Annotated in this window: 20 protein-coding genes; 11 read left to right on the top strand and 9 right to left on the bottom strand. The window is 72.8% G+C overall.

Annotated features, from left to right (window positions below; translation table 11 throughout):
- The first annotated feature begins 96 nt into the window (after window positions 1–96).
- Window positions 97–441: a putative quinol monooxygenase gene (locus OG439_RS08820; RefSeq protein ID WP_326948878.1), complete on the top strand. Its 345-nt coding sequence runs from the start codon at window positions 97–99 to the stop codon at window positions 439–441.
- Here the strand turns inward: OG439_RS08820 and OG439_RS08815 are convergent.
- Window positions 407–1,189: an oxidoreductase gene (locus OG439_RS08815; RefSeq protein ID WP_326948877.1), complete on the bottom strand. Its 783-nt coding sequence runs from the start codon at window positions 1,187–1,189 to the stop codon at window positions 407–409. The two genes, OG439_RS08820 and OG439_RS08815, sit on opposite strands and share 35 nt — an antisense overlap.
- A gap of 75 nt (window positions 1,190–1,264) precedes the next feature.
- Between OG439_RS08815 and OG439_RS08810 the strand changes: the two genes are divergently transcribed.
- The 3 genes from OG439_RS08810 (at window position 1,265) to OG439_RS08800 (ending at window position 3,223) form a co-directional block, all read left to right on the top strand.
- The gene (locus OG439_RS08810) at window positions 1,265–1,753 is read left to right on the top strand and encodes a MarR family winged helix-turn-helix transcriptional regulator (protein WP_326948876.1); all 489 of its coding nucleotides are present in this window, start codon (window positions 1,265–1,267) and stop codon (window positions 1,751–1,753) included.
- Between the two features lie 76 nt (window positions 1,754–1,829).
- Window positions 1,830–2,438: a TMEM175 family protein gene (locus tag OG439_RS08805; protein ID WP_326948875.1), complete on the top strand. Its 609-nt coding sequence runs from the start codon at window positions 1,830–1,832 to the stop codon at window positions 2,436–2,438.
- Window positions 2,439–2,488: 50 nt separating this feature from the next.
- Window positions 2,489–3,223: a hypothetical protein gene (locus OG439_RS08800; protein ID WP_326948874.1), complete on the top strand. Its 735-nt coding sequence runs from the start codon at window positions 2,489–2,491 to the stop codon at window positions 3,221–3,223.
- On the opposite strand, the gene OG439_RS08795 is transcribed toward OG439_RS08800, so the two are convergent.
- Complete coding sequence (locus OG439_RS08795; RefSeq protein WP_326948873.1) at window positions 3,190–4,653, bottom strand: MDR family MFS transporter; 1,464 nt, start codon at window positions 4,651–4,653, stop codon at window positions 3,190–3,192. The genes OG439_RS08800 and OG439_RS08795 overlap by 34 nt on opposite strands.
- Window positions 4,654–4,741: 88 nt before the next feature.
- Between OG439_RS08795 and OG439_RS08790 the strand changes: the two genes are divergently transcribed.
- Both OG439_RS08790 and OG439_RS08785 read left to right on the top strand, forming a co-directional pair.
- Window positions 4,742–5,326, top strand: a complete 585-nt coding sequence (locus OG439_RS08790; RefSeq protein WP_326948872.1) for a TetR/AcrR family transcriptional regulator — start codon at window positions 4,742–4,744, stop codon at window positions 5,324–5,326.
- 256 nt (window positions 5,327–5,582) lie between these two features.
- The gene (locus OG439_RS08785) at window positions 5,583–5,933 is read left to right on the top strand and encodes a DoxX family protein (protein WP_326948871.1); all 351 of its coding nucleotides are present in this window, start codon (window positions 5,583–5,585) and stop codon (window positions 5,931–5,933) included.
- Here the strand turns inward: OG439_RS08785 and OG439_RS08780 are convergent, their stop codons facing one another.
- The 4 genes from OG439_RS08780 to OG439_RS08765 form a co-directional block, all read right to left on the bottom strand.
- Window positions 5,934–7,961 carry an MGH1-like glycoside hydrolase domain-containing protein gene (locus OG439_RS08780; protein ID WP_326948870.1) on the bottom strand — a complete coding sequence of 676 codons (2,028 nt, stop codon included), beginning with the start codon at window positions 7,959–7,961 and terminating at the stop codon, window positions 5,934–5,936.
- A 110-nt stretch (window positions 7,962–8,071) separates the two neighbouring features.
- Window positions 8,072–8,974 carry an NADP-dependent oxidoreductase gene (locus tag OG439_RS08775; protein WP_326948869.1) on the bottom strand — a complete coding sequence of 301 codons (903 nt, stop codon included), beginning with the start codon at window positions 8,972–8,974 and terminating at the stop codon, window positions 8,072–8,074.
- Entirely contained in the window at window positions 8,971–9,927 is a 957-nt protein-coding gene (locus OG439_RS08770; RefSeq protein WP_326948868.1) for an alpha/beta hydrolase, read from the bottom strand. The genes OG439_RS08775 and OG439_RS08770 overlap by 4 nt, the downstream gene beginning before the upstream one ends.
- A 28-nt stretch (window positions 9,928–9,955) precedes the next feature.
- Complete coding sequence (locus OG439_RS08765) at window positions 9,956–10,516, bottom strand: hypothetical protein (protein ID WP_326948867.1); 561 nt, start codon at window positions 10,514–10,516, stop codon at window positions 9,956–9,958.
- A gap of 139 nt (window positions 10,517–10,655) precedes the next feature.
- On the opposite strand from OG439_RS08765, the gene OG439_RS08760 reads away from it, so the two are divergent.
- The 4 genes from OG439_RS08760 (at window position 10,656) to OG439_RS08745 (ending at window position 14,103) form a co-directional block, all read left to right on the top strand.
- Complete coding sequence (locus tag OG439_RS08760; RefSeq protein WP_326948866.1) at window positions 10,656–11,225, top strand: TetR/AcrR family transcriptional regulator; 570 nt, start codon at window positions 10,656–10,658, stop codon at window positions 11,223–11,225.
- Window positions 11,226–11,286: 61 nt separating this feature from the next.
- Window positions 11,287–12,204, top strand: coding sequence for a trypsin-like serine peptidase (locus OG439_RS08755; protein ID WP_326948865.1), 918 nt, complete (start codon window positions 11,287–11,289; stop codon window positions 12,202–12,204).
- Window positions 12,205–12,322: 118 nt separating this feature from the next.
- Window positions 12,323–12,958 (top strand): hypothetical protein, encoded by a 636-nt coding sequence (locus OG439_RS08750; RefSeq protein WP_326951509.1) that lies wholly within the window; start codon window positions 12,323–12,325, stop codon window positions 12,956–12,958.
- On the top strand, window positions 12,955–14,103 hold the full coding sequence (locus OG439_RS08745) for a PrsW family intramembrane metalloprotease (RefSeq protein WP_326948864.1): 1,149 nt from the start codon (window positions 12,955–12,957) through the stop codon (window positions 14,101–14,103). Before OG439_RS08750 ends, OG439_RS08745 begins: the two co-directional genes overlap by 4 nt.
- Before the next feature lie 2 nt (window positions 14,104–14,105).
- Here the strand turns inward: OG439_RS08745 and OG439_RS08740 are convergent, their stop codons facing one another.
- Window positions 14,106–14,606, bottom strand: coding sequence for a DUF6630 family protein (locus tag OG439_RS08740; RefSeq protein WP_326948863.1), 501 nt, complete (start codon window positions 14,604–14,606; stop codon window positions 14,106–14,108).
- Between the two features lie 78 nt (window positions 14,607–14,684).
- Between OG439_RS08740 and OG439_RS08735 the strand changes: the two genes are divergently transcribed.
- The gene (locus OG439_RS08735) at window positions 14,685–16,271 is read left to right on the top strand and encodes an amidase (protein ID WP_326948862.1); all 1,587 of its coding nucleotides are present in this window, start codon (window positions 14,685–14,687) and stop codon (window positions 16,269–16,271) included.
- Window positions 16,272–16,285: 14 nt separating this feature from the next.
- Here the strand turns inward: OG439_RS08735 and OG439_RS08730 are convergent, their stop codons facing one another.
- Window positions 16,286–17,149 (bottom strand): AraC family transcriptional regulator, encoded by an 864-nt coding sequence (locus OG439_RS08730; protein WP_326948861.1) that lies wholly within the window; start codon window positions 17,147–17,149, stop codon window positions 16,286–16,288.
- A gap of 33 nt (window positions 17,150–17,182) precedes the next feature.
- Complete coding sequence (locus tag OG439_RS08725; protein WP_326948860.1) at window positions 17,183–17,605, bottom strand: tautomerase family protein; 423 nt, start codon at window positions 17,603–17,605, stop codon at window positions 17,183–17,185.
- Between the last annotated feature and the right edge of the window lie 96 nt (window positions 17,606–17,701).

The following is a 17,701-nucleotide window of genomic DNA, read 5'->3' as shown; positions in this document are numbered from 1 at the left end:
ACACCGCACTTCCCGGCGTCATCGCCACGCTGATCGTGGTGCACAACACCCCGGCGCCCTACTGAGAACTGTTGCAAGCGAACGGAGCCTGACCACATGAGCACCACGGTCCTCACCGAACTCTTCGCCCGGCCCGGGCGGGGTGACGACGTCGCCGCCCTGCTGCTGGAGATCCTGCGCGAAAGCCTGGCACACCAGGGCTGCGAGACGATCCGGATCATCCGGGACCAGGACGACCCCGACCACGTCGCCGGACTGACCCAGTGGACCGAGCGGCAGGACTACACCGGCTACCTCGGCTGGCGGACCGCGCGCGGCTTCACCGGTACCTTCGAAGCGATGCTCACCCGGCCGCTGGTGATCAGCTACTACGACGAACTGTTTGCCGGCCAAGGGATCGCCGCGGTCAGAGGGTCGGGAGCAGGCCGCCGTCCACAGTGATGGCCGTGCCCGTCACGTAGGACGCGCGTGGCGAGGCCAGGAACGCGATCAGCTCCGCGGCCTCGTCCGCCCGGCCCGGCCGGCCCAGCGGCACGGTCAGCGACGCGTGGAACTGCGTGCGGACCTCGTCGACGGTGCGGCCCGAGTTTTCCGCCAGCTGCGCCAAAGTGGCGTCGAGCGCGCTGGTCTCGACGACGCCGGGCAGCACCGTGGTGACGCGGACGCCGTGCGGGCCGCAGGCGGTGGCGAGGCCCTTGCTGTAGGCGTTGAGCGCGGCTTTCGCGGCCGCGTAAAGAATGCCCGACGGCTGCGGGTAGCGGGCGGCGCCGGACGAGACGTGCACGACGGCGCCGCTGCCCTGCGCGGTCAGGTGCGGCACCAGGATCCGGTCCAGGCGCACGACCGACAGCAGGTTCGCGTCCAGGTTCGCCTGCCAGTCGTCGTCGGTCGCCGCGAGCACGCCGCCGGGTACGTGGCGGTTGCGGCCGGCGTTGGCCACCAGGACGTCGAGGCCGCCGAGGTGGCCGAGCGCCGCTTCGGCGGCGGCCTCGATCTCGGCCGGCACGGTCAGGTCGGCGGTCACCAGGTGCACGCCGTCCGGCACGTCGGCCGGCGTGCGGGCGATGGCGACCACCCGCGCGCCGGCCGCGACGAGGCGGGCCACGGTGGCGGCACCGATCCCCCGCGTGCCACCCGTGACGACGGCACGCGCACCCGCAAGACCCAGGTCATCGCGGCTTTCGAGCATGGCGGTCCTCCGGAAGTGCTTGAGTCGACTATATCGTTTAGCACGCTACACGATGTAGTTCGCTACAGTGAGCCGGTGACCACCGTCCCGGCCGCCGGCCACCGCGACAGCCCCGGCCTGATGTTCGCCCTGCTCGGCAACGAGACCATGCGCCGGCTGCGGGACGCGCACACCGCGAACGACCTGACCCCGCGCCAGTTCCAGATCCTCGGCCTGCTCCACGACCGCGGCCCGCTCGGCCAGACCGACCTGGCGACCGCCGTCGACACCGCCGCCAGCATCCTGGTCACCCAGCTCAACCCCCTGGAGGCGGCCGGCCTCGTCTCCCGCGACCGCGACCCCCACGACCGCCGTCGGCACGTCGTGCTGCTCACCCCTCTCGGCCGGGAACGCCTGGAGAAGGCCGCCGCCGCCCAGCAGGCGGTCGAGGACGACGTGTTCCAGGCCCTCACCCCGGCCCAGCGCGCCCAGCTGACCCGGCTGCTGATCCTGGTCCGCGACGACCTCACCGGCGGCCACGAACAGTGCGGCACCCCGGCCTCCCTGGACCGCGAGACCCGCTAGTCCTGTCGCCGACGGCCCCGGCACGCCGCTTCAGTAGCCTGGGTCGGCTGTGGCCGATCACCGACAGGAGCTCCCCATGGAACGGCAGAGGTCGCCCGAGAGGCTGGTCTTCTTCAGCGACGCCGTCGTCGCCATCGCCTTGACGCTGCTGGTGCTGCCGCTCACCGAGCTCGTGCCGGAACTGATCGCGGCCGGCGCGCCCGCGACGGAGGCCGTCACCGGGAACTGGCCGAAGATCTTCAGCTTCCTGCTCAGCTTCGCCGTGATCGGCCGGTTCTGGCTCATCCACCACCGCATCTTCGAGCACGTGCGCGCGTTCAACACCCCGCTCGTGCTCGTCAACTTCTGCTGGCTGCTCACGATCGCCGTGCTGCCGTTCCCGACCCAGCTCATCGGCGCCTACCAGTCGCAGCGCTTCACGGTGCTGTTCTACCTCGGCACCCTGCTCGCCGGCAGTGTGTGCCACACCGCACTGCTGTTCATCGTCCGCGGCGACCCCGCGGTCCACGGCGACGCCGAACCCGTGTCGGACGCCTGGACCCGCAGCTTCGTCGTGAGCACGGGCATCTTCGCCCTCGCGGTGGTCGTCGCCTGCGTCCGGCCGGGTTTCGGGTACTACGTCCTGCTGCTGCTCGCCCTGCAGCCACTGTTCACCCGCCGTCGCCCGGCGGCCAGACCGGCCTGACGTCAGCCGCCGTGCCCGGGTCTCCAGGTTGTCGGCCGCGAGGTGGCAGGATGCCGCGCATGCGAGTGACGCGCTACGGACCGTCCGAAGAGGCCGGACGCGGCCGGCTGGACACGAACACCGTCGCGCGGCTCGACGACGTCAGTAGCTTCACCGACCTGCTCGGCGTCCTCGGCGAACTGCGTTCCGAGCACGAGCCCGCCCGGGTCCTCTGCACGCTCGACGACGTCAACCAGTGTGCGTACACGAGCGGGCACGCCGGCCAAGACGACCGGCTCTGGTCGGACAGCGACGACGCCGACGCCCGCGCCGCCCACATCGCCGCCGCCCTCGACGATCCCGGGTCGCGGGTCGCGTGGGCGGACCTGCCCGGCGAGCGCCTCGGCGGGGAAGCCGACGTCGCGGCCCTCGTCGAGGTGAACCGGGACCCGGACGGCTTCCTCGACGACGTCGTGCTCGTCCAGCGCGTGCCCGTCCCCCGCGACGACCTCGCGATCGCCGGGATCCCGAACGGCTACTTCACCGCCGACTGGACCGTCTTCCAGAACCACGCGATCGTCCGGCGGCTGGCCGCGCACGGCTACCGGCACGTGGGGATCGGCGCGTCGCTGCTCGGGTTCGACCGCGCGGCCCCGCCGTCCGAAGACGAGGCCCGCGCGGTCGTCGCCGATCTCAAGCACCTCTACGGCGCGCCCGGCGCCTGGGCACAGCTCGCCGCGCTGCTCCCGGAGCGGCCGTACCTGCTTCTCGGCTACACAGAGGACTTCCCCGACTTGACCGGCTGAGCCGCCGCCAACGTCGCCGCGGCCGCGGCGGCCTGGACCTGCTTGCGCCCCGGCAGCCACACGCACAGCGCGGTCGCGAGGAGCGAGAAGCCCGTCGCCCACCAGAACGCGACGTGGAAGCCCGTCACGGCCGCGCCCGGTCCGGCACCGGCGATGGCCTGCTCCAGGACGACGGCGAGCACCGCCGTGCCGAACGACCCGCCGACCTGCTGGGCGATCCGCGTCAGGACGCTCGCGTGCCCGATCTCGGCGCGGGCGAGCCCGACGTAGGAAGCCGTCATGACCGGCATCGTGACGGCGCCGAGCCCGATGCCGCGGATCAGCAGCCACAGCGCGAGCAGCCAGCCGTCGCTCGTGGCGTCGACGAACGCGAACGGCACGGTCGCGGCCGCGACGACGACGAACCCGGCGACGGCGATGGACTGCGCCCCGATCCGGTCGGTGAGCGGGCCGGCGATCTGGCGGCTGAGCAGGGCCCCGATCCCCTGCGGGACCAGCATGAGCCCGGCCGTCAGCGCCGTCACGCCGCGGACTTCCTGGTAGTACAGGGGAAGCAGCAGCATCGCGCCGAACAGCGAGAAGCCCGACAGGAACAGCACGGCCGTCGACGACCCGACCGAACGCGCGGCGAGCAGCCGGATGTCCACGAGCGGGTCGCGGTGACGCAGCGCGTAGAGCGTGAAGGCGACGAGGAAGACCACGCCGATCGCGAGCGGCGCGAGGACGTCGAACCGGCCGAAGCCGGCCGCGCCGGCGTTCGAGAGGCCGAGGAGCACGGCCACGATGCCCGGGACGAGCAGCACGAGCCCCCACACGTCGAGCCGGGCCCGCGCGGCGGCCGGCGGGTCCTTGGGGAGGTAGCGGCCGGCGAGGATCAGGCCGGCGACGCAGAACGGCACGTTGACCCAGAACATGAAGCGCCAGCTGTAGTCCGTGATGATCGCGCCACCGACGAGCGGGCCGAGGATCGGCCCGAGCAGCCCGGGCAGCGCGACCCAGGTCATCGTCTTGCCGAGCGCGTGTCCCCCGGCGGCCTGCATGATCAGCGTCGTCATCACCGGCAGCATCAGCCCGCCGCCGAGCCCCTGCAGGACGCGCCAGCCGATGAGCGATCCCGCGTCCCACGCGAGGCTCGACCCGATCGAGCCGGCGAGGAAGACGGTGAGGGCGAACATCCAGACCCGCTTGCCGCCGAAGCGGGTGAGCGCCCAGGTGCTGAGCGGGACCGCCGCGCCGAGCGCGAGCATGTAGCCGGTCGTCACCCACTGGATCGTCGAGACCGGGACGTCTAGGCTGGTCGCCAGCTGGTGCAGCGCGACGCTGACGATCGTCGTGTCGAACACGACCGCCAGCGCCCCCACGACCAGGATCAACGCCGTCTTCAGCACCTTCGGGTCGACGCCGTCGCGCGCCGGTGTGTCCGCTGTCATCACTACCCCAATAAGAGAGGGATTATTTCCTTATTGGCGAGGGTAGGAGGACTGGCGAAGGAATGCAAGTCTCTCTTATCCTGGACGCATGCCGACCGAGGTCAAACGCCGCCGCCGGGGAACCGAGCTGGAGCACGCGCTCCTCGACGCGACCTGGGAGGAGCTGGCCGGCGCCGGGTTCGCGAAGCTGACGATGGAGTCCGTCGCGGACCGCGCGAAGACCGGGATCGCGGTGCTCTACCGCCGCTGGCCGGACAAGAACGCCCTGGTGCTCGCCGCCATCCGGCACTACGGCGACACCCACCCGGTCGAGATCCCGGACACCGGCAGCCTGCGCGACGACCTGCTCGCGCTGCTCCGGAACATCAACGCCGGCCGCATCGAGCTGGCGACGCTCGTCGGCGCGACGTTCGCGGGCCTGCACGACAGCGCCGGCCTCACCCCGGAGGAGGTCCGGCTGACGGTTCTCGGCGACGGCCCGAAGCGCTCCGACCCGGTGTACCGCCGCGCCCACGACCGCGGCGAGATCGACCTGGCGCGCATCCCGCAGGACGTCCTGGACCTGCCGTTCCAGCTCATGCGCCACGACATCCTGATGACGCTGACGCAGGTCTCCCCCGAACGGATCCGCTCGATCGTCGACGACGTCTTCTGGCCGCTCGTCGCGGGCTGACCCCACTCCCCCGGGCGGCTTCCCCACTCGGCGGCGAGTCGCAGGGGCGCTGGTGGCGAATTCGTGGCGAGGCGCCGGTGAGCGGTCTGCCGCGGCTGGTCGTGAGTGTTTAGGGCGGTTAGAACCGCCCTGAACACTCACGAGGGCCGCGGCAGAGGATTCGCCGGCAGCATCACGTCACCGGCCGAGTCCCGGTTTGTCACGTCTTGCGGGCCCGCGTCGTCCATCGGCGGACAGCTCAGCAGAAAGGGAGGCCATGTTCGCCGCCTATCTCAGCGTTACCCTCGTCGCCGCGGTTTTCACTGGTAGTGCCGCGGTTTTCTACCTGATCGGGCACGACTACCCGAAAGCCCAGGCGGACATGAAGGGCGTCCCGCGGTCGTGGCTGCCGTGGCTGGGCTCGGCCCTGGCCGCGGGGGCGGCCGGGCTGCTGGCCGGGCTCGCCGTGCCGCTGCTGGGTGTCCTCGCCGCCGGTGGGCTGGTGCTGTACTTCCTCGGCGCGCTCACGGCCCACCTGCGCGTCGGTTCCCGTCAGCTTGTCGGCGGAGTCGTATTTCTGGCCCTCGCGGTGGCGGACCTCGTGCTGAACCTGGGCTACCACGGGTAGTCAGCCGTGGTACTCCAGCCAGTCGAGGTTGATCGAGCCGGTGTCGCCGGGGGCGTACGACAGCGTCACCACCGGGTCGCGGCCGCTCAGCGGCACGCCGGTGAAGGTCACCGTGCCCCAGGCGTCCCAGCTGGCGGAGACCACCGGGAAGCTCACCTGCCGCACGGCTTTCCCGGCCACCGACAGCGTCATCGTGCGCGCGTCGCCGTTGGCGTTCGCGTACCGCACGGTGATCGCGCCCGTCGTGGCGTCGGCCGACGTGCGGTGCAGCGTGAACGACGACGCGGCGCCCTGGGCCCAGAGCCCGTCGAGGAACGCGCGGCCGGAGTAGCCGGTGTGGTTGACGTTCGTCTTGACCCCGCCGGTGTTGTGCGCGTCTTCGGCCTCGAGGTGCCCGGGGGCGGGACAGCCGGCGACGGTGCCGGCCGTGTCGGCGCAGCGGTCGGCGGCGTCCGCCACATGGTCGCCGTCCCGGTCGCCGGCGGGCGCGCCGGTGAGGGTGATCTCGACGCGGTGCGCGCCGCTCAAGGTCGCCGGGACGACGTTGCCGGGCGCGGGCCGGCCGTCGAGGGTGAACGCGCTGATCCGGGTGCCCGCCCCGTGCAGGGCGATCGTCAGGTCCGCGTTGCGGTAACGCAGGTTCCGCAGGGTGACGTCGCCCCAGCCCGCGGGCAGATCCGGCGTGAACGCCAGGCCGCGGTCGGTGAAGGTCAGGCCGAACAGTCCTGTGTGGACCATGTCGAGGAACGCCGTGGCCGACCAGGTCTGGTCGGGTTGCGAGCCCCAGTGGAACTTCACCGTGTCGCCGAGCCGCTGCCAGCCGCCGTCGACGACCCCGGTGTCGCCGTTGTAGATCTCCCAGAACCCGCTGTTGCCGCCGGCCAGCTTCGCCAGTTTCGCCGTTTCCGACGCGAATCCGCTCTGGTTTCCCTGCTCCGCCAGCGCTTTCGCCCACAGGCCCTGGACGAGCGGCCAGACGATCGCGTTGTGCCTGCCGGGCTGGGCGGCGGAGTAGCGGTCCCAGTGCGGGTAGGTGTCGGGCAGCCCCCAGGTCATCTCGCGGGCGTGGGTGACGATCGACCGGGCCTGGGCCGGGTCCGCGACGCCGAAGAGGATCGCGAACGCCAGCCCGGTGCCCTCCTGGTAGGCGCCTCTCGTGCCGTCGGCGAGCAGCTGGTAGTCGTACAGGCCGGTCGCGGCGTTCCAGAAGTGGTTGTTGATGGCGGCTTTCAGCGCGGCGGCCTTGGTCCGGTAGCCGGCGGCCTCCGTGGGACTTCCCAGCTGGTCGGCCATGTTCGCGGCGTTGACGTAGGCGGCGTAGTAGACCTCGTTGGTGCTCAAGTACATCCCGCTCGCGACGCCCGGCCACGGCGAGCTGCCCGTGCTGACCGACTCGGTCGCGTCGGCGGGCGGCGCGGGGTAGCCGGCGATGCCGTCGTTGAAGAACGACGGGCCGGTGAACAGCCCGTACGTGGCGTTGAACCCGGCCGTGCCGGCGTGTTCCCGGATGGTCAGCGTGTCGCCGGCGGTGCGGTAGGCGTCGCCGAGGAACTGCCGGTCCCCCGTGACCAGGTAGTGGTGCCACGCGGCGGTGACCCAGACGACCTGGTCCCACTGCTGGTCGTCCTGCTGCACCCGCAACGCGCCGCTCGCGTCCTTGTCGACGACCGCCCAGAGCGTGTTCTCCGCCAGCGCCGGGGCCAGCAGGCTCGTCGCGTTCCAGCTGTTCACCGACGCGTCCCGGGTCCACGGCTGGTCGTACCCGCCACCGGCGCGGACGAGGCCGACGGCCGGGTCCAGCAAACCGCTCTTGTCGTACTTGGCGTCGTAGCCGATCGTGTTGGTGCGCAGCAGGTTGTCCAACGCGGCCGCGTACGCGGTGCCGAACAGGGCCTGGCTCTCCGGGTTCGCGAACTCGAGCGTCGGCGCGGCGACCGGATCCGCCGTCGCCGGCGCCACGCCGGAGACGACGCCGCACGCGGTGACCAGCGCCAGGAGTGCGAGTGCGGTCCTGCGTCCGTGGCTCATGCCGTGCACCTTCCCCGGCACCGGGCCTGCCGGACCGAAAGGCCATTGCACCACGGAATCCCGGCCGGGGAGCGGGCCGGCGAAGATCCTGTCCGCTTCTGTCCGGCGCGCTAACCCATCAGCAGTACGAGCTTTCCGCGGACGCGACCGGCTTCCCCGGCCCGGTGCGCCTCGGCGATGCCCGCCAGCGGGAAGGTGCCACCGACCCGGACGACAAAGCGCCCGGCGTCGGCCAGCCGGCCGATCTCCGCCAGCACGTAGTACGCGCGGCCGCCGTCGCCCCGGCTGAACCGCACCCCGTGCCGCTGCGCGCCGGCGAAGTCCGCGACCGTGATGACGTGCTCCGGGCCGCCCGCGAGGTCGGCCAGTTCGGGCAGGACGCCGTTCCCGGCGACGTCGAGCGCGAGGTCCACGCCGTCGGCGGCCAGCGCGCGCACCCGCTCCGGCATGCCTTCGCCGTACGCGACGGGTTCCGCCCCGAGCGAGCGCAGGAAGTCGTGCGTAGCAGCACTTCCGGTGCCGATCACGCGGACGCCGCGGGCCACGGCGAGCTGGACGGCGGCGGTGCCGACGCTGCCCGAGGCGCCGTTGACCAGCAGCGTGTCGCCGGCTTCGACGCCGAGCTGGTCGAGGGCCCGCGCCGACGTCTCCCCGGCGACCGGCAACGCGGCCGCCGACGCGAAGTCCAGCGACGCCGGGATCGGCGCGTACCAGGACAGGACGGCCCGTTCGGCCTGCGCGGCACCGCCCTCGGACAGCCCGAACACCCGGTCCCCGACGGCCACGTCGGTGACGCCCTCGCCGAGCTCGTCGACGATCCCCGCCGCTTCGTAGCCCATCGTCTGCGGCAGGTCCGGGTCCATCAGGCCCTGGCGTTTCTTCCAGTCGCTCGCGTTGACGCCGGCCGCGCGCACGGTGATCCGGACCTGCCCGGCCGCCGGCCGCGGGTCGGGGAGGTCGACGATTTCGAGCACCTCTGGAGCCCCGAACCGGCTGAACCGCGCGGCTTTCACGCGTCCTCCTTCTCGCGAAGGGGCACGCCGTGCCCGGCGAGGAAGCGGCGCTGCTCGGCGACGGCCTCCCGGTCTTCCGGGCTGTCACCGCCGAACCCGGCGTGCGGCATGGCCTCGAACACGTGCAGGTCGGCCGCGACGCCGGCGTCGCGCAGCCTGCGGTGCATCCGGACGGTGTTGGAGAGGAACAGGTCGCGGGTGCCGCTGCGGAGGAACGTGGGCGGGAAGCCGGTCAGGTCGCCCAGGACCGGCGAGAGGTACGGCTGCCGCAGGTCCGCCCCGGCCGCGTAGAGCGCGTTCGGCGTGCGCAGGCTGCGCAGGACGTTGTCCACACCGGCCAGGGTCCGGAAGGTGTCGCCCGACTCGGTCAGGTCAACCTGCGGGGTGTTGAGCACCAGGGCCGCGGGCATCGGCAGCCCGGCGTCCTTGGCGCGCAACAGAAGGGCCGCGGCGATGTTCCCGCCGGCGGAGTCGCCGCCGACGAACACCCGCGCCGGATCACGGTCCCGCAGCAGACGCCGGTACACGGCGAGCGCGTCGTCGAGCCCGGCCGGGTACGGGTGCAGCGGCGGCAGCCGGTAGTCCACGCCCCACACGAGCAGCCCCGCGTTCGACGCGGTCCGCGCCGTCGTCATACGGCACGCGTCCCCGCCGCCGACCACGAGGCCGCCGGGGTGCATCCAGAGGTAGACCGGCTCGTCCGCGGCCTCCTCGACACCCTCGGGCCTCGCGGCGTACACGGCGACGCCGTCGACGTCCAGGTCCTCGACGGTGACCGGCAGGTCGGCGACCGGGAACCGCCGGGCCGCGGACCGGTCGGCTTCCTCGGCCAGCGCGAGCCAGCCACCGGTGTCGTCCAGGGCCGGGTAGGTCAGCTCGCTCTTGTCGAAGGCGAGCCACTCCTGGGCCTGCTCGCTGACGGTGGACGGGGCGGGGAAGGTGTCGTGGCGCATGAGCACTACGTTAACTGACTAAATTTAGTCACGCAACTACAGTGTTTCGCCGAGCACGACCCAGGCGCAGGGCGGAGACGAGGAAGAAGATTCCGCCGAGCGTCGCGTAGCCCGCCAGGTTCGTCAGCGAGGCACCGTCCTTTGTGGCCTGCAGGATGAACGAACCCCCGGCCAGCACGGAGATGCCGCCGCTGAGGATCATCGGCCACTGCCCGCCGAGGCCGCGGCGGCGGAGTCCGACGACGAGCTGGACGACGCCGGCCACGACGGCCCAGCTCCCCCACACCCGCAGGACGCCGGCGATCCCGCTCGAACCGACCACGGCCAGACCGACGGCGGCGAGCAGGCTGATCGCGATGTTCACGTACAGCACCGAAACCGACTGGGCCGCCTTCGACGAACGGACGTCGACGACCGCGGCGACCACGTCGAACACCGGGTACAGCACCAGCAGCGCGACGCCGGCGACCCCGAGGCTCGACCCGGTCGCGAACACCAGCGCGGCCCAGACGACAGCGAAGGCGAACCGGACGAAGTACAGCCGGCGCAGCGACGAGGCGACGTCGGCGGCGGGAACGGTGGTGGTCATGTTTTCCCCTTCGGACACAGCGAGGTAGATAGAACGATCGGTCTTGCTGATGAGGACTATGGCAGCGAACCGGCGAGTCGTCAAGACCGACCGTTCTATCTGCTACCGTGGAGCCAACGAACCGGAGGCAGGAGTTCAGGTGTCCGAAGCACGCGCGCGGCTGCTCAGTACCGCGACCCGGCTGTTCTACACAGAGGGCCTCCACGCCGTCGGCGTCGACCGGATCATCGCCGAGGCGTCCGTCACCCGCGCCACGCTCTACCGGCACTTCGCGAGCAAGGACGACCTGCTCGTCGCCTACCTGACCGCCGCCGACCAGGCGATCCGCGCCCAAGCCGACGCCGCCCGGGCCGGTGGCGGCGCGCCGGCCGACGTCGTCCGGGCGGTCGCCCGGTCGATCGCCGACGGCATCCGCTCCCCCGGCTTCCGCGGCTGCGCGTTCCTCAACGCCGCGGCGGAGTACCCCGACCCCGCCCACCCGGTGCACCAGGCCGTCCTCGCCCACCGGCAGTGGTTCCTGGACACCGTCACCGAGCTGCTCGCGCGGACCGGCGAGACCGCGCCGGAGCCCGCGGCCCGGCACTTCGTCATGCTCCGCGACGGCGCGATGGCCGCGGGCTGCCTCACCGACCCCGCACCGATCTGCGAGACGTTCCTGCTCGGCGTCGAAGGAATCCTGAGGTACCGGGACGCTTCCGTCGCGCCGTGAGGCGGTTCAAGATCACCCGCTCGGCGAACAACCCTCCCCGGCGGGCGGGCGTCCACCGGACATGACCACGAACTCGCGCGCCCTTTCCCGAGCCGGCACCCTGCTGGCGGTGGCCGGCACCGCGGCGGCGGTCCTGGCCGCCCCGGCCACCGCGGCCGACGGCGACCAGGTCGTGACGCAGGTGAGCGCGGCCGACCGGGCCGCGGCGCTGGCCCACTGGACGCCGGAGCGGATGCGGCAGTGGGCCGGCGCGGACTGGCTGCCGCCGGCCGAGAAGATCGGCCGGGTCTGGGACGGGCCCGTCCCGGCGGGCGTCGGGCGGCTGTTCTTCACCGCCGAGCCCGGGGTCGACGAGTCCTGCACCGCGACCGTGGTGCCCAGTGCGAGCAAGGACGTCGCCCTCACCGCCGGGCACTGCGTCAACGGCGGCCTGGACCGCTTCGACAACCCGATCAAGATCGTCAACGTCGTGTTCGTCCCCGGCTACGACCACGGGACGGCGCCCTACGGCGTGTTCCCGGTCCGGGCCTTCGCCTGGTCGGCCACCTACTCGGGTCCGACGAGCGGCACGGACGACGACGCGGTGCTCGCCCTCGACCCGGTCGGCGGCCGGCACGCCGCCGACGTCGCGGGCACCCAGGACGTCTCCTTCGACCAGCCGCCGTCCCCGGTCGGCACCACGATCCTCGGCTACCCGGTGTCGCAGTTGGCCGGCGGCGAAGCGCTGCTGTCCTGCGCGCGGCCGGCCACCCTCGAGGTCAACTCGGTCCTGTCGGACTGGAAGACGGACTGCGACCTGTCCGGCGGCTCCAGCGGCGGCCCGTGGCTGCGGGACTTCGACCCCGCCACCGGCCAGGGCACGATCTTCGGCGTCACCAGCCGGGGCACGATGAGCGAGGACGGCGTCACGCAGAACCTCACGAGCGCCGCGTTCACCGGCCCCGTGCGGGAGCTGTACGAGCGCGCCGGGCGGCTCTGACCCGGATTCACCCGCACGGGTGCACCACGCACCCGGCCCACCGCGGTGATCGCCGCGGTGGGCCGGTTCGTGTTCTGATGACCGTTACCCGACCCCCGCGAGGAGTTGTTCGTTGACCGTGACCGCGCCGGAACCACCGCAGGGCTGGGTGCCGGTCGAGCACCGGCTCTTCGGGCTCGACCGCCGGACCTTCACCCCGGCCCTGATCGTGCTCGCCATCGCCCTGCTGCTCGGGTACGGGCTGCCCGCGCTCAACGCCGCGATCCCCTGGCACAACGAGATCCGGGCCGGTGACCTGCTCGACCTCGGCGACGGCGCGACCGCCGTCCCGCCGGTGGGCTGGCAGCTGCAGAGCGGCACGCTGACCGGCGCCTCCGTCACGAACCCGACGAGCCTGCAGGTCGTCCTGGCCACCGGCGGCGCGACGATCGCCCTGCGCGGCGCGGCCTACAGCGGCACCGCGGAAGCCTTCCTCGACCAGGTGCGGCGCTCGGAGGGCAACGACGCTCCCGCGATCGACGGCACGCGGGGCACGGTGACGACCACCGCCGGGCTCACCGGCGTCGCGCAGAGCACGACGTCGCCGAGCGGTGACGGGCTCGACGTCGCCTTCAAGGTGGCCGGCCGCGGCGAGCCGGCCGACGCCGCGCCCGCGCTGCTGTTCCGGGTGCGCACCGCGCCGGGCCAGTTCGAGCGGTTCCGCGGCGAGATCGACGGCGTCCTGCGGAGCATCACCCCGGGAGCGAGCCGGTGACGACCACGTCCGAGACCAAGACGGCCCAGCTCGCCGCCATCGAGCAGTCGGGCTGGGGCCTGCCGTTCCGCTTCTTCCAGCCGCACAACCTGGCGTTCTGGGTGTACCTCGTCGGCGTCGGCGGTGGCGCGCTCGGGATGCTGCGTTACTTCGGCGGCGACGGCGGCTTCTACACCCCGGCCCTGACCGGCGGGATCCTGCTGTTCGGGCTCTACCTCGTGCCCTGGCTGGTGCTGCTGCGCCACCAGAACCGCTACACCGCGCAGCCGGGCCGGCTGCTGACGACGGCGTTCGCCTGGGGCGGGATCGCCGCGACGTTCTGGATCGCGCTCCCGGCCAACACCGCCCTGCTGGAGCTGTGGACGAAGCTCGGCGGCACGGCCTTCGCCGCCGACTGGGCCGCCGGGCTCACCGCCCCGATCAACGAGGAGTTCGGCAAGGCCCTCGGGCTCGTCCTGCTGATCGGGCTCGCGCCCCGGCTCGTCCGCAGCGTCTACGACGGGTTCATCATCGGCGCCTTCATCGGCCTGGGCTTCCAGGTCTTCGAGGACGTCCTCTACGTCTACAACGGCGCGGCGCAGAGCTTCGGCAGCAACCAGGTCGGCGCGTCGCTGCAGGTGTTCCTCTACCGGGGCGCGTCCGGCATCGTGTCGCACGCGCTGTTCAGCGCCATCTTCTGCGCCGGGCTGATGTGGGTGCTGAGCCGGGTGCCGGGTGAACGCAACGTCGTGCGCGGCGTGCTGACCATGCTGGTGGCGATGGTGTTCCACTTCGCGTGGGACGACATGACCGGCCTCGGCGGCCGCGGTCCCCTGGTCGCCGTGCTGCCGTTCGTGATCGCGGCGATCGAGCTGACGTTCCTGTTCCACGTCCTGCGCCACGCCGCCCGCCGCGAGCGGGCCTGGACCCGGGACCTGCTCGGCCCGGAAGCCGGCGCGGGCGTGCTGGACCCACCCCTGCTCGACGCGGTCAGCGGCCTCCGGAAGCAGCGCAAGGCCTACCGCAAGCACGTCCACAGCCGCCGCACGGCGAGGCACCGGATGGCCGCGGCGAGCGACCTGGCCCGGGAGATCGCCCGCGCCGGCGGCCGGGAGACGGACCGGGTCGCCCACGCCCGCGCGGAGGTCGTGCGGCTCAGCGGGTGACGCTAGGCCGGGAGGACCGCGGCCTTGAAGCCCGCCGCCGCGGCCAGGCCGGGGAGGTCGGCGGTCCTGGCGGGCGGCAGGAGCACGAGCGGGTAGCAGTCGGACTCGATGTCGAGGACGGCGAGCGCGGTGCCCGCGGCCGCCAGCTGCCCGCCCGCCAGTTCCAGGAACTCGAAGGTCGGGAGGTCCGCTTCCGCGAGCGACGTCCACGCCGCGTCCCCGGCCGGCGCGGATCGCAGGGCGCGCAGCCGGCCGACGATCTCGTCCGGTGCTTCCTTCCAGTCCACTTCGGCCAGCAGCCCGTGGTCGGCGAGTGCGTCCACCAAGGCGATCCAGGGCAGCTCGGGGATCGCGGTGTCGATGCCGCGGTCGTCGAGGCTGTCGCCGTGTTCCCGCAGGTAGGCCTCGGGATCGTCGTGTGCGGCCGCGGCGCGGGCACGCACCTGCGGCACGTCCGGCGCCACCAGGGCGGCCACGGCGATCAGCGCGTCGCGAGCAGTCATGAACGTCCTCCCAGGACACCCATGATCGCACCCGGGCCGACGAATGGCGGCTTGACCCCCGCCGGGTTCAGGAGTCACATGTACGCCGTGATCCGACTGCGCTCGTCCGCCGTGCTCCTCGCCCTCGCCGGCCTCGTCGCGGCCCCGGTGCCCGCGCCGGCCGCCGCCGCTCCCGCCCAGGCCGGCCCGTCACTGGGCTTCGACCTGGACGCGGCCACCATCCCCGAGCTCCAGCAGCGGATGGACCACGGCCGCCTGAGCGCCGTGGCGCTGACCGCCGCCTACCTCCACCGGATCGACGCGCTGGACGGCAAGATCCACTCCGTCGTCGCCGTCGACCCGACGGCGTTGCGCGCGGCCGCCGCCAGCGACGCCCGCCGCCGCACCGGCCACACGCTCGGGCAGCTCGACGGGATCCCGGTGCTGCTCAAGGACAACATCGACACCCGGACGCTGCCGGCCACCGCGGGTTCGCGGGCCCTGCCGCGCAGCCGGCCGGCGGCCGACGCCGCCCTCGTGGACCGGCTCCAGCGCGGCGGCGCGGTGATCCTCGGCAAGACCAACCTCTCCGAGTGGGCCAACTACCGCTCCACGAACGCGACGTCGGGCTGGTCCGGGATCGGCGGCCAGACGAACAACCCGTACGTCCTCGACCGGAACCCGTGCGGCTCTTCCTCGGGCTCCGGCGCCGCGGTGGCCGCGAGCCTGGCGCAGGTGGCGATCGGCACCGAGACCGACGGCTCGATCGTCTGCCCGGCCGGCGCCAACGACGTCGTCGGCGAGAAGCCGACGCTGGGCCTGGTCAGCCGGACCGGTGTCGTGCCGATCTCCGCGGAGCAGGACACCGCCGGGCCGCTGGCGCGCCACGTCGTCGACACGGCCATCACGCTGTCCGTCCTGCAGGGACGCGACAAGGCGGACCCCGCGACGGCGGCGATCCCGGCGGGCCAGCCGACGGACTACGCGGCCCTGCTGCGCCCCGGTGCCCTGCGCGGCGCCCGGATCGGCGTCTGGCGCAAGGCCGGCCAGGACGCCGACGTCGACCGCGTCGTCCAGGACGCCGTCCGCACGCTGACCTCGCGCGGCGCGACCGTCGTCGAGGTCGACCTGCCCTACCAGGACGAGATCGGCGCCGCCGAGTCCCCGGCCCTGCTCACCGAGTTCAAGCGCGACGTCAACGCCTACCTCACCCACCGGCCGGGCCATCCCGCGAACCTGAACGAGCTGATCGCGTTCGACAAGAAGGACCCGGTCGAGCTGTCGAAGTTCGGCCAGGAGCTGTTCGAGCAGGCGGCGGCCGCACCGGCCCCGACCGATCCCACCTACCGCGCCCAGCGCGCGACGGCGACGTCGCTGGCCCGCCGGTCGATCGACGAAACCCTGGCGGCGCACCACTTGGACGCCATCGTGGCGCCGACCAACAGCCCGGCCTGGAAGACGACGTACGGCTCCGGTGACGCGTTCGTCCTCGGCTCGTCGACCCCGGCGGCCGTCTCGGGCTACCCGAACGTGTCGGTGCCGGCCGGGTTCGCGGGCCCGCTGCCGATCGGCGTCTCGTTCTTCGCGGGACGCTGGGCGGACGCGCGGATCCTCTCGCTGGCGGCGGCGTTCGAGAAGGCGGCCCCGGCCCGGAAGGCACCCACCTTCATCCCGTCGATCGGCTGACCGTCCACAACGGACTACCGGGCCGCGCGGTACTGCGACGGGCTGACGCCGCGCGCCCGGCGGAACGCGGTGCTCAGGTGCTGCGGGTGGCTGAACCCGCAGTCCGCGGCGATGACGCCGATCGGGTCCGCCGTCGCGGCGAGCCGGTGTTCGGCCTCGCGCAGGCGCAGGTCCAGGACCCAGCGCATCGGCGTCACACCGGTGCTGCGGCGGAACGACCGCAGGAAGTGCCGCGGGCTGAAGCCGGCCACCGCGGCGAGCTGGTCGACGGTGACCGGGTCGCGCAGGTTCCGCCGGACGAAGCCGTCCAGGCGTGACAGCGTCCCGGCCGGCAGCCCGGCGGCGGGCGGTGCGGGTTCCGCCCCGCGCGTCAGCCGGACGAGGTGCGCGAGGCTCTGGCGGGCCACGCCGTCGACGAATAGGTCGAACGTCTCGTCCGGGGCCGCCGCCTCCGCCGTGACCTCACGCAGAGCGCGGACGAGCGGCGGCCGGTCGAAGCCGACGAGCGCGCGCCGCGGCGCCGGGAGGTCGTGGTCCGCGGCGAGGTCCGGGTCGAGGAACAGCACCGTGTAGCGGCAGAGGCCGTCGATCGCGAACGTGCCGGTGACCTCGGTGTCCGGCGGGATGTAGCAGAGGCTGTTGGTCGCGGTGACGACGTCGTGGAACGGCCGGCCGTCCACCGCGAGCCGCAGCTCGCGCACGCCGGAACCCCACCAGAACAGCGCCGCGGCCGGCTGGCGGAAGCGCCAGCCGATCGGGTCCGCCGAGGTGCGGGCCAGGGTTTCGAGCCGGGCGAGCGGGGTGCCGCCCGCCGCGCGCTCGACCACCCGGCCGCCGACCTCCCGCCAGGCGGGCCGTTCCTCACCCAGAACCGTCATACCGACATTCGTACCCGCTACGGAGGAGTCCGGTCAGGACTTCCCGAGCAGCGAACGGACGTGCTGGACGATTTCGTCGTTCGTGTAGGCGTGCCCGCCGATCCCCCAGCCGCCCGGGACGGCCTCGGTCAGCGCGACCCACGTCCGCGCGGCCAGCCCCGGGTCACCCGCGGCCGCGGCGACCTGGGCGGTGATGTCCTGGACGACGCCGAGCTGCTGCTCGCGGTCCAGCGCGCCGGCGTTGGTCGTCACCTGCACGCGGACGTGGTCACCGCCACCACCGGCGTCCGACAGCGCGTCGTCGGGCAGTTCGTGCACGAAGGCCGCGGTGTTCTCGGTGAAGAACGGGATCACCGGGACCTTCTCCCACCGCATCACGGTCTGCGCGAGTTCCTGGGCGAGCTTCTTCTTGTCGCCGATGACGCCCGCCGGGGCGTACACGTCGATCATGGGCATGGCGGTTCTCCGTTTCGACCGGTTCAGGGCGGTGCAGTCATCCTTGAGCGGTCCGGCGGCGGCGCACTTCCACGAGGCCGCCGTCTGCTACACCTG

This window comes from Amycolatopsis sp. NBC_01307 (assembly GCF_035975215.1).
Lineage (GTDB): Bacteria > Actinomycetota > Actinomycetes > Mycobacteriales > Pseudonocardiaceae > Amycolatopsis.
The sequence above is the reverse complement of the archived record's forward strand: the minus strand, read 5'-3'. Positions and strand labels throughout refer to the sequence as shown.